Origin of the sequence: Serratia sp. OS31, assembly GCF_014164835.1 — a bacterium.
GTDB lineage: Bacteria > Pseudomonadota > Gammaproteobacteria > Enterobacterales > Enterobacteriaceae > Serratia > Serratia liquefaciens_A.
The window spans coordinates 67,630-81,668 of sequence record NZ_JACJFQ010000004.1 but is presented as its reverse complement, the minus strand read 5'-3'; the positions used below and the strand labels follow the sequence as shown (position 1 = coordinate 81,668).

Here is a 14,039-nt window from a genome sequence, read left to right as displayed (position 1 = left end):
GCCAGCCTCTCGCGTTAATTTTTCACCGCATTCTCTGACAAAGCTGCGGGAACAATCAACCGGTTAGGCAAGGTAAAGATAAATCGGGTGCCGATGCCCTGCTCGCTGAGGATCTCCAGCCGCGCATCGTGGTGGCTGAGCGCATGCTTGACGATCGCCAACCCCAGCCCACTGCCGCCGGTCTGGCGTGAACGGGCTTTGTCGACGCGGTAGAAGCGTTCGGTCAAACGGGGAATATGTTCGGCCGCGATGCCCGGCCCATTATCACTGACCTGAAACTGCGCGCCGCTTGGCGTCTGCTGCCAGCTGACCTCAATATTAGTGCCTTTCGGCGTATGATTGACGGCGTTATACACCAGATTCGACACCGCACTGCGAAGTTGGTCATCGTTACCGAACACTTTCAACTGCTCATTCACCCGGAAGGTGATTTCGTGGTTGCCGCCGCTCAGCGATTGCGCCTCACGTTGTAACACCCGCAGCATCAGGGGGATATCAACCCGCTCGTTCATTTCAACGTTAGGCGCCGCCTCGATGCGCGACAGCGTCAGCAGTTGCTTGACCAGTCCGTCCATGCGGCGAGTCTGCTCCTGCATGGTGCCCAACGCCTTACCGCGCAGCGAACCATCCAGCTCTTCGTCGCTCATCATTTCCAGGTAACCCTGCAATACCGTTAGCGGCGTGCGCAGCTCGTGACTGACGTTAGCGAAGAAGTTGCGCCGAGCCCCTTCCAGTTGACGCATCTGGGTCACATCGCGGGCCACCATCAATAATTGCCCTTCAGAGTAGGGCATCACACGAAATTCGACGTAATGCTCGTTATTCAGCTGCAGCGTCAAGGGGCGGGAGAACTCCTGCTGTTGCAGATAGTGACTGAACTCCGGATAACGCAGCAGGTTAAGGATGTGCTGACCATTGTCTTCCGGCCAGCGGAAACCCAGCAAATGCTGCGCCAGCCCGTTGCACCAAAAGATATTGCCTTCGACGGTGGTCATCACCACCGCATCGGGCAGCGATTCCGCTCCGCTGCGGAAGCGTTTGATCAACAGCGCCAACTCACGGCGTCGACGGCGGTTCCGTTGCTGCATCTGATACAGACCGTAAAACAGCGGTTCCCAGCTCCAGCGACCCGGCGGCGGCGTCATGCTGCGGTCAACCCACAGCCAGTGGGAAAGTTTAAGTTGGTTGTAGAAATTCCATGCCAACGCCGCCAGCACGGAGGCCAGCAGCAACCAGGGCAGATAACCGAAAATCAGCCCCAGCAGTAAGGCAGGCAGGCAGAAAAGGGCCAGCTCCAGGGCCAGCCTCTTCCAGGATAGACGTTCTAACACGGCATATTCTCCAGCGCGGCGCGATCAGTAGCGCGTTGAGAATCGGTAGCCGGTGCCCCGAACGGTTTGAACCATTTTGTCATGACCACTGGTCTCTAACGCCTTACGGAGCCGACGGATGTGCACGTCAACGGTGCGGTCTTCCACATAAACGTTAGTGCCCCAGACGTGATTAAGCAACTGCTCACGGCTATAAACGCGTTCCGGATGGGTCATAAAGAAGTGCAACAGCTTGAACTCGGTCGGCCCCATATCCAGCGCTTGTTCATTAGCCATCACGCGGTGTGAGGAAGGGTCCAGGCTCAGCCCTTGCATTTCAATCACTTCTTCCACCGCCATCGGTGAAATACGGCGCATTACCGCCTTGATGCGCGCCACCAGCTCCTTCGGTGAGAAAGGTTTGGTGATGTAATCATCCGCCCCGACCTCCAGGCCGCGCACCCGGTCTTCTTCTTCACCGCGCGCGGTCAGCATCATCACCGGAATGTCACGGGTCAGGGCTTCACGCTTCATATGTTTAATAAACTGAATGCCGGATCCCCCGGGTAACATCCAGTCGAGCAACACTAAATCAGGGAACGGCTCAGACAGGCGCGTCACGGCGCTGTCATAATCCTCAGCTTCCAACGGTTGGTAACCATTCTGTTCCAACACAAAGCACACCATCTCACGGATCGGCGCTTCGTCTTCCACCACCAGTATGCGTCTTGCCATCGTCAATCCTGCCAATGTGTTAGCGATCACAGTTGATTGCGGGCGCCATTATGCGTCAGTTTTGTGACAGATTTATGAAATAAATAGCCATGAAAAAAACGGGCTGTTATGGGCAGTAAGCATAGCGGTTATTTCTAATCACACAGAAACATCATATTCCCTTTATAATCACCGCCATTACCCTATCGCCCCGGGAGTGTCATGCGCCTGATCCACACCTCTGACTGGCATCTTGGCCAGTACTTTTTCACCAAAAGCCGCGCCGCCGAGCATCAGGCCTTTCTGCGCTGGCTGATCGAACAGATCGAACAACACCAGGTGGACGCGCTGATCGTCGCCGGGGACCTGTTCGATACCGGCTCGCCGCCAAGCTACGCCCGCGAGCTGTATAACCGCTTCGTGGTGGAACTGCAGCGCACCGGCTGCCAGTTGGTGGTGTTGGGCGGCAATCACGACTCCGTGGCAACCTTAAATGAATCGCGCGAATTGCTTTCCTGCCTGAATACCACCGTGATCGCCAATGCACAGAGCGAAATCGAACAACAGGTGCTGGTACTGAATCAACGCGACGGCCAACCGGGCGCCATATTGTGCGCCATTCCTTTTCTGCGGCCGCGCGATCTGCTCACCAGCCGCGCCGGTGAGTCCGGGGTGCAAAAACAGCAGGCGCTGCAAGAGTCTATCGCCGACCACTATCACACGCTGTACCAGGCCGCCTGTGCGCGCCGTGATACGTTGGGCTTGCCGCTGCCCATCGTCGCTACCGGCCATCTGACCACCGTCGGCGTAACGACCTCCGATTCGGTGCGCGACATCTATATTGGTACGCTGGACGCCTTCCCCGCCCAGGCCTTCCCCCCGGCAGATTACATCGCGCTGGGGCATATTCATCGCGCGCAAAACGTCGCCAAATCTGAGCATATTCGCTACAGCGGCTCCCCTATCCCGCTCAGTTTTGACGAGCTGGGCAAGGCCAAAAGCGTGTTTATGGTGGATTTCGACGCGGGTGCCCTGCAGCAGGTCAGCGCATTGGAGATCCCAACCTTCCAGCCGATGCAGCTCATTAAGGGAGATTTGGCACAGATCGAGCAACAATTACGGCTGTTTGCCGATTATCAGGGTGAATTACCCGTATGGCTGGATATCGAAGTGGCGACCCAAGATTACCTTAGCGACATTCAGCGTCGCATTCAGCTGCTGGCCGATCAACTGCCGGTAGAGGTCGTGCTGCTGCGCCGCAGCAAGGAGCAGCGTCGCCAGGCCATTGAGAAGCAAGACAAGGAAACGCTCAACGAGCTGAGCGTCAACGAAGTCTTCGAGCGGCGGTTGGCGCAGGAACCTGAAATGGCCGAAGCACGCAAACAGCGAATGAGTCAGATGTTCCAACAGGTCGTCGAAGCCGTACGGCACCAGGATCAGGAGCCGAACCAATGAAAATTCTCAGCCTGAGATTAAAAAACCTGAATTCGCTGCAGGGGGAATGGAAGATAGACTTCACCGCCGAGCCCTTCGCCAGCAACGGATTATTTGCCATCACCGGCCCTACCGGAGCGGGTAAAACCACCCTGCTGGACGCCATCTGTCTGGCACTGTACCACCAGACGCCGCGTCTGAATGTCACGCCAAGCCAAAATGAGCTGATGACCCGCCACACCGCCGAGTCGCTGGCGGAGGTCGAGTTTGAGGTTAAGGGCATCGGTTACCGCGCTTTCTGGAGCCAGCGCCGTGCCAAAAACTCCCCGGACGGCAACCTGCAGGCGCCGAAGGTGGAGCTGGCGTTGCGCGATGACGGCAAGATCCTGGCCGATAAAGTCCGCGACAAGCTGGATCTTACCGCCGCGATCACCGGGCTGGATTTCGGCCGCTTTACCAAATCGATGATGCTGTCCCAGGGGCAGTTCGCCGCCTTCCTGAATGCCGACGCCAATGATCGGGCCGAACTGCTGGAAGAGTTGACCGGCACCGAGATTTACGGCCAGCTTTCGGAACGTGTTTTCGAGCAGCACAAGCAGGCCAAAACCGATCTGGACGCGTTGCATCAGCGCGCCAGTGGCATTGAGTTGCTGAACGAGGAACAACACCAACAGCTGGAAAGCCAGCTCGTGGAGCTCAGTTCGCAGGAAAATGCCCTCGGTGAACAGACCCAGCGTCAGCAACGGGCGTTAAACTGGCTGCAGCAATGGCAACAGACGCGGCAGAAACAGCAGGAATACCAGCGTCAGTTGAGCGCCGTGCAACAAGAGCAGGCTGAGGCAGAACCGCAGTTGCAGCAGTTGGCGCGCAGCGAGCCTGCTGAGAAACTGCGCCCACTGCTCAACGAACGCAACCGCTGCCGCAACGATCAACAGGCGCTACAACAGCAGATTGCCCAGTTGACGCAGCAACAGGAGCAACAGCTTGCCCAAATGGCCCCGTTGCAGCAGGCAGTGGAACAAGCACGTGCGCAACTGCAGGCGCATGTCGAACACCAGCAGATCCAACAACGGCTGATCGACGAGCAGATCGTCCCGCTCGACCACCAGATAACCCAGTTGCAAAAAACGCAGACAGAACTGCAACAGGCCTGCGATGTCGCCACGCAACAGTACGCACAGCAACAAACGGAGCTGGAACAGCTCAAGGTTTTACGAGCCCGGCTCACCGCCCAGGCCGGACAGCATCAGGAACAGCTTAACGGCCTGACTGCCGCACTGGCAACGCAGCAACAGCAGCAAAATGCGCTGGAAGCCCAAGTCCCCTTAACAGGGCTGCGCCAACGTCAGACTGAGCTGGCCGAGCTGCGTCCGGTTCGTCAGCAATTATTTACCCTCTCCTCGCTGTTTGGCCAGGTCAGCGAACGTCTGGAACAGCAACGTAAGGAATTCACGGCCCGTCAGACCCAGCTCGGCGAACTTGAAAAACAGCTCGAAGAAACACGCCAGCAGTACAAACAGCAAAAAGCACATCAGACGGACGTAGAGAAAGCCCTTGAGCTGGAGCAACGCATCGTCAGCCTGGAGGCTGAACGCGCTCGCCTGCAAACCGGCGAACCTTGCCCACTGTGCGGATCTTCCGAACATCCGGCCATCGAACAGTATCAGGCGGTAAAACCCTCTGAGACAGCCCTGCGTTTGGCGGATATGCGTATCAAAACCGAGGCCTTATACACCCAGGGCACGGAGCTGCGCACCCGCTGCGAAAGCCTGAAAGAGCAACTGCAACGCCAGCAGCATCTTATCGGACAAGATGAACAACAGCTGGCTGCTCATCGTCAGCAATGGCAAACCCTCAGCACGCCTCTGGCGTTTGATTTTGATCTGCAGGACACCGCTCGCCTTAGCCAGTGGTTAAGCGACTGCGACAATGAGGAACGTCAGGCTCAGGCCAGTCTGCTGCAACACGAGCAGGCAGCCCAGGCGGTACAGCAGGCTAAAGATCGCTTGGCCGCACTGCAGGCACAGCAGCAACAGGCGCAGCAAGAAAAGGCGCGGCTGGACGAGCGTTTCAGCCTGCTGGAAAAAAGCCACGCAGAGGCCCAATCGCAGCAGCAACGCCTGCAGCAGCAGCGTCAGGAAGCAGAACTTGCCCTTGGCGAACAGCGTACGCAGCGGCTGGCACTGTTTGGCGAACGGCAAATCGTGCAGGTACGTGAACAGTTGCGCGCCCGGCTGACGGCCTGCGAACAGGCTGTACAACTGGCCGCAGAGCAATGGCAGAAGGCGCAGGAACAACGCGATCGTCTGAGCGGGCAACTTACCGGGTTGCAGCAACAGCTGTTGCACCTGACCGAACGGCTGCAACAGACTGAGCAAGATTGGCAGCAAGCGTTGTCCACCAGCGACTTCAGCGACGAAGCGGCCTTCAACGCCGCCCTGTTGAATGACGAGCAGCGCCAACAATTGCAACGTCGCAAGGAGCAACTGCAGCAAAGGCAAGTTGAAGCCAGCGCCCTGCTGACCCAGGCCGTAGCCAATCTGGAACAGCAACGCCAACAGCGCCCGGAAGGGCTGGATGAAACCCAGGCCAATCCTCAAACCCTGGGCCAGGATCTGGCCGCGCTGGCGCAGCAGCTCAAAACTCTGCAGCTCCGACAGGGTGAAGTGCGCAACCAGTTGGAAAGTGATGCCGCGCGCCGTCTCAATCAGCAGTCGCTGTTTGAGCAAATCAGTCAAAGTCAGCAGCAGTACGACGACTGGAGCTACCTCAATCAGCTCATCGGCTCCAAAGAGGGGGATAAATTCCGTAAGTTTGCCCAAGGACTGACGCTCGATCATCTGGTGTACCTGGCCAATAACCAGTTGGGGCGGTTGCACGGCCGCTATCTGCTGCAGCGCAAAACCAGTGATGCATTGGAATTGCAGGTGGTGGACACCTGGCAGGCGGACGCACTGCGCGACACCCGTACCCTGTCCGGCGGTGAAAGTTTCCTGGTGAGCCTGGCATTGGCACTGGCGCTATCCGATCTGGTCAGCCACAAGACCAGCATCGATTCACTGTTCCTTGACGAAGGCTTCGGCACGCTGGATGCGGAAACCCTGGATACCGCGCTGGACGCCCTCGACAGTCTGAATGCCTCAGGGAAAACCATCGGCGTGATCAGCCACGTTGAAGCCATGAAAGACCGAATTCCGGTGCAAATTAAGGTGAAAAAGGTGAACGGCCTCGGTATCAGCCGGCTGGAACCGCAGTTCCGACGGGAATAACTTTGCACCGGCCTGAGAAATGTGACCGCGGCGGCACTCCCCGGCGAAAAGCGTTGAGCCGCCGCAGACAAGGGTTATGATGCTATCGATAACAGGATTGTTACTGTAAATATACAGGCAAAACCTGACGCACGGGATCGCTCCTGGACGTCAGGTTTTTTCGTTTTCAGCATGCTGAAACATCCGGGAAAAACCATGAAGATCGCAAAAATACTTAATAATAACGTGGTGATTACGCTGGACGACCGTCAGGAAGAGACGGTGGTTATGGGAAAAGGCATCGGCTTTAAAAAGAAGGCCGGCGATCTGCTGGACGAAAATCTGATCGAGAAGGTCTTCACCCTTAACGGCAGCGAAATGGCTGAGCGCTTTAAAACGCTGCTGTCGGAGATCCCCCTGGCCTGCGTGACCACGGCCGACAAGATCATCACCCTCGCCCGCCAGCGTTTGCCGGGCAAACTGCATAACATCGTTTATATCACGCTGACCGATCACATCCACTTTGCGCTGCAGCGCCATGCCCAGGGGCTGGACATCAAAAACGTGCTGCTGTGGGAAATCAAGAAGCTCTACCCGGCCGAATTTGCCGTCGGGCTGGAGGCACTGACGCTGATCGCCGAACGGCTCGGCACCACGCTGCCGGAGGACGAAGCCGGGTTTATCGCCCTGCACCTGGTTAACGCCCAGTTGAATGATGAAATGCACAACACCCTGCATATCACTCGCGTCATGCAGGAAATCCTGAATATCGTCAAATACCACTTCCGTTTTGACTACAACGAAGAAGCCCTCAGCTATCACCGCTTTATCACTCACCTGAAGTTCTTCGCCCAGCGTCTGCTGGGTAAAAACTATGTCGACAGCGACGACGACTCACTCTATCTGGTGGTGAAAGAAAAGTACCCTGACTCCTTTGCCTGCGCAGGCAAGATCAATCAGCACATCGAGAAAAACTATCAACATCAGCTCACCCGCGAAGAAATGATGTTTCTGACCATTCATATCGAACGGGTACGCAGCGAGAGCGAAGTGAAATAGATCTAGCGCCGGGCGTCAAACACCCGGATACCATATTGCGGGAAAGCGGCATCGGCGGAAACCAGCGTCAGCCCTTCGGCCTGCGCCTGGGCGATCAACATGCGATCAAAAGGATCCTGATGATGTGGCGGCAATTGGCCCGCCTGCTGACCATGAAAGGCGGCCATCGGCAACGGCAGAAAATCTTCGGCCTCAATGACCTCGAAAATGTCCTCCGGCAGCGTCAGCTTGCCCAGCGCCCGCTTAATCGAAATCTCCCAAATGCTGGCCGCGCTGACATACACCACATTACCGGGATCGGCGATCTGCCTTCTGGCGTTCTCCCCCAGGCTGGCGTCATCGATCAGCCACCACAGCAACGCATGGGTATCCAGCAGCAGACGTTTCATTCATCGCCCTCAAACAGCGCGGTGATATCTGCATCGCCATCATTAAAATTGTCCGGCACGGTAAACTTGCCCTTGGCGGCACCAGGCTTGCGGGTTTGCCCCTTGATGGCGACCAGTTGAACATACGGCTTCCCTGCTTTCGCTATAATCACGGTTTCTCCCTGTGCGGCTTTATCCGCCAATTGGCTCAGGTTGGATTTGGCTTCGTGCATATTGGCCTGAATAGGCATACGCGATCTCCTTAGCTAAGTTAGCTAAAGCATAGAGGGGAGTCTAGTTTTTGTACAGCAAATTGATTAAAGCGCGAGCGGGCCCGCGCTTTTTTGCAACAGTTACAGCTGTGGCCACAACCAGGCCGCGCCGCGCACGCCGCTGGAGTCTCCGTGGACGGCCTTGCGGATCGGGGTTTCACATTCGCCACCGAAAACCCAGGATTTCACCAACTGCGGCACACGCTGATAAAGTCGATCCACGTTGCTCATACCACCGCCCAACACCACCACGTCCGGATCAAAAATATTGATCACGTGCGCCAGCGACTTTGCCAACCGCAGCTCATAGCGGCTGATGGCTTGCTCCGCCAGAGTATCCCCCTGCGCCACCAACGCCATGATCTCATGCCCTTTCAGCGGATTGCCGCTCAGGCGCGCATAATCGATGGCAAAGCCGGTGCCGGAGATAAAAGTCTCGATACAGCCCTGCTTCCCACAGTAACAAGGGACCTCAGCGCGAAAACGCAGTTCGTCATCGTCCAGCCACGGCAGCGGGTTATGTCCCCATTCGCCAGAAATGCCGTTACCGCCCGAGTGCGCCTGGCCGTTGATCGCCACCCCTGCGCCGCAGCCGGTGCCAATTATCACCGCAAATACGGTTTGTTTGCCGGCGGCAGCGCCGTCGGTGGCTTCCGAAACCGCCAGGCAGTTGGCGTCGTTGGCGATACGGACTTCACGCGCCAGCATGGCCGACAGGTCTTTATCCAGGGGTTGACCGTTGAGCCACACCGAGTTGGCATTTTTCACCAGCCCGGTATAGGGCGACAGCGTACCGGGAATGCCCACGCCGACCGAGCCCTGTTGCCCGGTGTGGTCTTCCGCCAGCTTCACCAGTCCGGTGATGGCCTCCAACGTTTGCTGATAATCATGGCGCGGCGTGGCAATACGATGGCGGAACAGCTCCTGCCCGTCGTTGGCCAACGCGATCACTTCAATTTTGGTGCCACCCAGGTCGATACCAATGCGCACGATTTTTCTCCTCAATGCACTACAACATTGCTACAGCCTAATGTAACCGGCTTGCGGGATCACCCCATTAACGCCGAGTGTGACGGCGATGGCAATTTCCGCATCAGAACCGCACCGGCTACCGCTTATTAATTAGCCATCGGGTACACTGGATTTTATCAGTTAACCTGTTGATAACATTTTTACCCATCATAAAATTCGGAGAGCAGCGATGAAACCTGCCATATTGATCGTCGACGACGATCCCGCTATCTGTGATCTGCTTTGTGACGTACTCAATGAGCACGTGTTTACCGTACATGCCTGCCACCGGGGCAGCGAAGCACTGGCGTTACTCAATCAGCAACCGGATATTGCGCTGGTGCTGCTTGATCTGATCCTGCCGGATACCAACGGCCTGCTGGTGTTACAGCAGATCCACCGTCTGCGCCCGGATCTGCCGGTGGTGATGCTGACCGGTCTCGGCGCCGAATCCGACGTGGTGGTCGGCCTGGAAATGGGCGCCGACGACTACATCGCCAAACCCTTTAATCCCCGCGTGGTGGTCGCTCGCGCCAAGGCGGTTTTGCGCCGTACCGGTGCGCTGGCGCTGGAACCTGCCGCTGTCGGCCAGACCAGAGCGGAAGGCTGGCAGTTTAACGGCTGGTGTCTGAACACCAACCGCTGCACGCTGCACAACCCTCAGCGTCAGGCTGTCGATCTCACCCAGGGCGAGTACGGTTTGTTGCTGGCGCTGGTACAACATGCGCGTAAAGTACTGACCCGCGATCGTCTGCTGGAGCTGACACACGGCGAAACGCTGGAGGTCTTCGATCGCACTATCGACGTGCTGATCATGCGACTGCGCCGCAAGATCGAAATCAATCCGCACCAGCCCGAACTGATCCGCACTATTCGCGGGCTGGGTTACGTCTTTGCCGCCGACGTCAGCCAACCGGTGGCTGCTGCCTGATAAAATCCTGCAGTTCAGGCAGCGGCCGAGCGCCGTCGATAGCATTGGCGCACAGTAGGTTGAAACGCGCACAGGCATGCGCCAGCTGCAGGGTCTCCACCAAAGGCCAGTCTTCATGGCTGGCGTACAGCACGCCGGCGCAGAACGCATCACCGGCACCGACGCTGCCGACGATTTCAGTTTCCCTCACCCGCCATGAGGGTTGCCAACGCGCTTCGCCACCGCTCTCCAGCCCGTAGGCCCCTTCCGGACAGTGGATCACCACCCGCCGCCGCACACCGGCCCGCAATAATTGTTCTGCGGCCTGCGCCATCAGTGACTGCTGCAACGAGCCATTAGCCGTACGCAGCGCCAGTCCGGTAAACTCACCGGCTTCCAGCTCGTTGATCACCAGATAGTCCAGCCAGCGCAGCGCCGGCAACACCAAAGGCCGATAGCGTGGATCGCCCTGGCGCGACACCAGATCCAACGAGGTTTGGTAACCGCGCTGCTGCATTTGCGCCAGCAGGCGTGCGCTACGAGTGCCGAACTCCTGGTCCGGACAATCCAGGCTGTCGAGCAGCAGCAGATAGCCCAGGTGGAAAATTTTATGGCTGCTGTGCAGCGCGTCAAAATCGCCGAGGTCCAACAACCGATTCGCGCCCGGCGCATGGAAAAAGGTCCGTTGCCCACCCGACTCGGTCATCACCTGCGACATCGAGGTCATCGCCGTTTCGCTGCGTCGCACCCGGCCGCTATCGACTTGGTGCTGCGCCAGCATTTGCAAAATATAGTCACCATCGGCATCGCAGCCGATCAGCCCAAGCGCCGCCAGCGGCAACCCGGTTTCCATCCGTGCCAGCGTCAGCAATACATTAAGCGGCGCACCGCCGGTAGCACGCTGGCTATGCTCAATCTCCACCAGCCAGCCCGGCTGAGGCCAATGCGCAATTTGATGGACATGATCCACCAGCATGTTACCGGCAGAAACAATGCCGCGCCGGATCATCACAACCGCCCGGCGCTGCCGAAAATATGCATCTGCTGCTGTACCACTTCGCTGATCGACCGCTCCACCGCCAACAGCACTTCGGCAAACTCATCATAAATCGCGTGACGCTGCGTCATCCGCTGTTCAATCGCCCCCAGTGCCGCTTGCGACATGCCGGTATAGAAGTTGATTTTGTGAATGCCCAGGCTGATTGCCCGCTTGAAGTCGGCATCGCTGATGCCGGAACCGCCGTGCAGCACCAAAGGGATGCCAGCCTGCTGCTGGATAGCCGCCAGACGTTCGAAATCGAGCTTGGGTTCGCCCTTGTATTTGCCGTGCGCGTTGCCGATCGCCACCGCCAGTGCATCGATGCCGGTCAATTCGACAAACTCGCGCGCCCGCTGCGGGTCGGTAAATTTATTGCTGTCGGCCTCGCCATACAGAGCACCGCCTTCGTCACCGCCGACGGCACCCAGCTCGGCCTCCACCGAGACGCCCACCGCATGACACATGCGCACCACTTCCTGCGTTTGGCGCACATTTTCTTCGTAACTCAGGCCGGAACCGTCGAACATCACCGAGCTGAATCCGAGACGCAATGCCTGCACCACCGCCTCAAAATGCAGACCGTGATCGAGGTTCAACACCACCGGAATGTCGTGCTGCGCCGCTTCGCTTTTGATCGTCGCGACCAAAGACTCCAGCGAGACGTACTTAAAGTGGACTTCGGCAATATTGATGATAAAGGGCGATCGCGCGGCCTGCGCGGCGGCAAACAGCGCGCGGAGGAAGTGGCTGTCGAGCACGTTGAACGCACCCAGCGCATAGCCGTGTTGACGCGCGTGCGCTAACCCCTGTGCCAGTGAAATCAATGCCATGGTGCATCTCCTTAATCGATAAAGCGCAAGTATTCGTTACACAGCAACCACTGGGGCGGCTGATCCTCTTCGATCTGGCTAAAGCGGCTGAGCGGCGTCAGGAAACGGTTATCGCTGTCGTCGTCATTCACCGTAGAGACCTCCCCCACCAGCACGTCGCCGAAACCTTCCTCGCCCCAAAAGCTGTGATAGATCCCCGGCGTCAGGCAGATGCTTTCCCCCGGCGCCAGCCGCAGGCGCGAACCGGCAGTATGGGTTTGTCGGCAACCGTCCAGGGTCACGCTCACCGGGCTGTCGGTCAGCCCTTCCTGTGGGTCAGCGTTATGCAGCTCAACGATCAGGTTGCCGCCACCGCGATTGATGATGTCTTCCCGCTTGCGCCAGTGGAAATGCATCGGCGTCACCTGCGCTTCGCGGCAATGCATGATTTTCTCCGCATAGCATTTGGCATAAGGTTGACCGCCGGGCGAACCGTTTCGCAACGTGAACAGCGTGAGCCCCTTGTGAGCAAAATCCTCGCCGCCGAACGCCGTGACGTCCCAACCCAACTTCAGGTCGAATACCTCCTGCCACGGCTGGCGATCGAGCTGACGCCAGACGGTTGGGCTAAAGTGTGCAAAGGGCGGCAGATGGACGTCGAAGCGGGCAAAAAAATGCTGGGTTTGTTGCAGAATCTGGTTCACGGCGGAACGGTTCATATCGCCTCCGAAAGTGGGGATGAAATGAGGGGCCTGACGTAGCAGACCCCGCCGATAACAGGTTATTTCACCGTCCAGCCTTTGTAGCTGCCAATATTGTTTTTATCGATCATGGTGACCGGGATCAGCACCGGACCGGTTGGTGCGGGTTTACCCTGCAGAATTTCGTAACCGATCTCGACCGCTTTGGCCGCCATCACCTGCGGATCCTGTGCTGGGGTTGCCACAAACAGCGAGTTGCCGCGCTTGAGCGCCTCTTCGCCGTCCGGCGATCCGTCTACGCCAACGATAAAGAATTCGCTGCGCTGCGCCTGCTTGGCTGCCAGATCGGCACCGATCGCCGTAGGATCGTTAATCGCAAATACGCCGTCGATCTTCGGATTGGCCGCCAACAGCGCGGTCATGATCTCCAGCCCGCCTTCGCGGCTGCCCTTAGCGTTTTGGTTATAGGACAGCAGCTTGATCTCCGGGTGTTTCTTCAGTTCGGTCATGCAGCCTTCCACCCGGTTCTGTACCGCAGACACCGGTGGGCCGTTGATGATCACCACGTTGCCTTTCTCTTTCAGGCGATCGCTGATGTATTTACAGGCCATGGCGCCGGCCTGGGTGTTGTCCGAGGTGATGGTGGCATCGGCACCTTCGGCCGCTACGTCAACCGCCACCACCACGATGCCGGCGTCCTTGGCGCGTTTTACCGCCGGGCCGATACCCTTGGAATCTGCAGCGTTCAGGATGATCATATCGACCTTGGCGGCGATAAAGTTATCGATCTGCGCCACCTGTTGACCGAGATCGTAACCGCTCGACACCAGCGTCACGTTAACCTTGTCACCGGCCAGTTCGCGCGCTTTCAGTTCCGCACCTTTGGTGATCTGCACAAAGAACGGGTTGGCCAAATCGCCCACCGTCACCCCTATCGATTTCAACTCTTTCGCCTGCACCGACGAGGCACTGCCGAGCGCGGCGGTAACCAGCAAAGCGGTAATCAATGGTTTGAAACGCATAGTGTTTTCCTCATTATTTTCTGAGATACGAAAAACCTGCCCCGGTGGGCACCAACCAAACCTTTCTTTATCACTCAACCTTACCCTATGGATTTCAAGTTGCAGCTAGGCGGCCAGCTAGCTCCTCCCCAGGCGCTTACTT

13 protein-coding genes are annotated in these 14,039 nt (G+C 57.7%); 4 read left to right on the top strand and 9 right to left on the bottom strand.

What is annotated here, in order from left to right:
- Positions 1–14: 14 nt before the first annotated feature.
- Entirely contained in the window at positions 15–1,331 is a 1,317-nt protein-coding gene (phoR, locus tag H5P17_RS05385) for a phosphate regulon sensor histidine kinase PhoR (RefSeq protein WP_044548640.1), read from the bottom strand.
- Positions 1,332–1,355: 24 nt separating this feature from the next.
- Positions 1,356–2,045, bottom strand: coding sequence for a phosphate response regulator transcription factor PhoB (gene phoB, locus H5P17_RS05380; RefSeq protein ID WP_020825449.1), 690 nt, complete (start codon positions 2,043–2,045; stop codon positions 1,356–1,358).
- Positions 2,046–2,246: 201 nt separating this feature from the next.
- On the opposite strand from phoB, the gene sbcD reads away from it, so the two are divergent.
- From sbcD to licT, 3 genes are all read left to right on the top strand, one after another.
- On the top strand, positions 2,247–3,479 hold the full coding sequence (sbcD, locus tag H5P17_RS05375; protein ID WP_182821719.1) for an exonuclease subunit SbcD: 1,233 nt from the start codon (positions 2,247–2,249) through the stop codon (positions 3,477–3,479).
- Positions 3,476–6,727: an exonuclease subunit SbcC gene (gene sbcC / locus H5P17_RS05370; protein ID WP_182821718.1), complete on the top strand. Its 3,252-nt coding sequence runs from the start codon at positions 3,476–3,478 to the stop codon at positions 6,725–6,727. The genes sbcD and sbcC overlap by 4 nt, the downstream gene beginning before the upstream one ends.
- 195 nt (positions 6,728–6,922) lie before the next feature.
- Entirely contained in the window at positions 6,923–7,765 is an 843-nt protein-coding gene (gene licT, locus H5P17_RS05365; protein WP_044552818.1) for a BglG family transcription antiterminator LicT, read from the top strand.
- A 2-nt stretch (positions 7,766–7,767) separates the two neighbouring features.
- On the opposite strand, the gene H5P17_RS05360 is transcribed toward licT, so the two are convergent.
- From H5P17_RS05360 to mak, 3 genes are all read right to left on the bottom strand, one after another.
- Positions 7,768–8,154, bottom strand: a complete 387-nt coding sequence (locus tag H5P17_RS05360; protein WP_182821716.1) for a type II toxin-antitoxin system VapC family toxin — start codon at positions 8,152–8,154, stop codon at positions 7,768–7,770.
- Entirely contained in the window at positions 8,151–8,384 is a 234-nt protein-coding gene (locus H5P17_RS05355) for a type II toxin-antitoxin system Phd/YefM family antitoxin (protein ID WP_044548636.1), read from the bottom strand. Before H5P17_RS05355 ends, H5P17_RS05360 begins: the two co-directional genes overlap by 4 nt.
- Positions 8,385–8,486: 102 nt before the next feature.
- Entirely contained in the window at positions 8,487–9,395 is a 909-nt protein-coding gene (gene mak, locus H5P17_RS05350; protein ID WP_182821714.1) for a fructokinase, read from the bottom strand.
- Positions 9,396–9,606: 211 nt separating this feature from the next.
- Between mak and H5P17_RS05345 the strand changes: the two genes are divergently transcribed.
- Positions 9,607–10,347 carry a response regulator gene (locus tag H5P17_RS05345; RefSeq protein ID WP_182821711.1) on the top strand — a complete coding sequence of 247 codons (741 nt, stop codon included), beginning with the start codon at positions 9,607–9,609 and terminating at the stop codon, positions 10,345–10,347.
- Here H5P17_RS05345 and H5P17_RS05340 read toward each other — a convergent pair.
- From H5P17_RS05340 to H5P17_RS05325, 4 genes are all read right to left on the bottom strand, one after another.
- A complete protein-coding gene (locus H5P17_RS05340) occupies positions 10,322–11,338 on the bottom strand; it encodes a carbohydrate kinase family protein (RefSeq protein WP_182821709.1) in 1,017 nt (338 codons plus the stop codon). The two genes, H5P17_RS05345 and H5P17_RS05340, sit on opposite strands and share 26 nt — an antisense overlap.
- Entirely contained in the window at positions 11,335–12,195 is an 861-nt protein-coding gene (locus tag H5P17_RS05335; protein WP_182821707.1) for a ketose 1,6-bisphosphate aldolase, read from the bottom strand. The genes H5P17_RS05340 and H5P17_RS05335 overlap by 4 nt, the downstream gene beginning before the upstream one ends.
- Positions 12,196–12,206: 11 nt before the next feature.
- Positions 12,207–12,893, bottom strand: coding sequence for a D-lyxose/D-mannose family sugar isomerase (locus tag H5P17_RS05330; protein WP_182821705.1), 687 nt, complete (start codon positions 12,891–12,893; stop codon positions 12,207–12,209).
- 62 nt (positions 12,894–12,955) lie between these two features.
- On the bottom strand, positions 12,956–13,897 hold the full coding sequence (locus H5P17_RS05325) for an ABC transporter substrate-binding protein (protein WP_044548627.1): 942 nt from the start codon (positions 13,895–13,897) through the stop codon (positions 12,956–12,958).
- Positions 13,898–14,039: the final 142 nt, after the last annotated feature.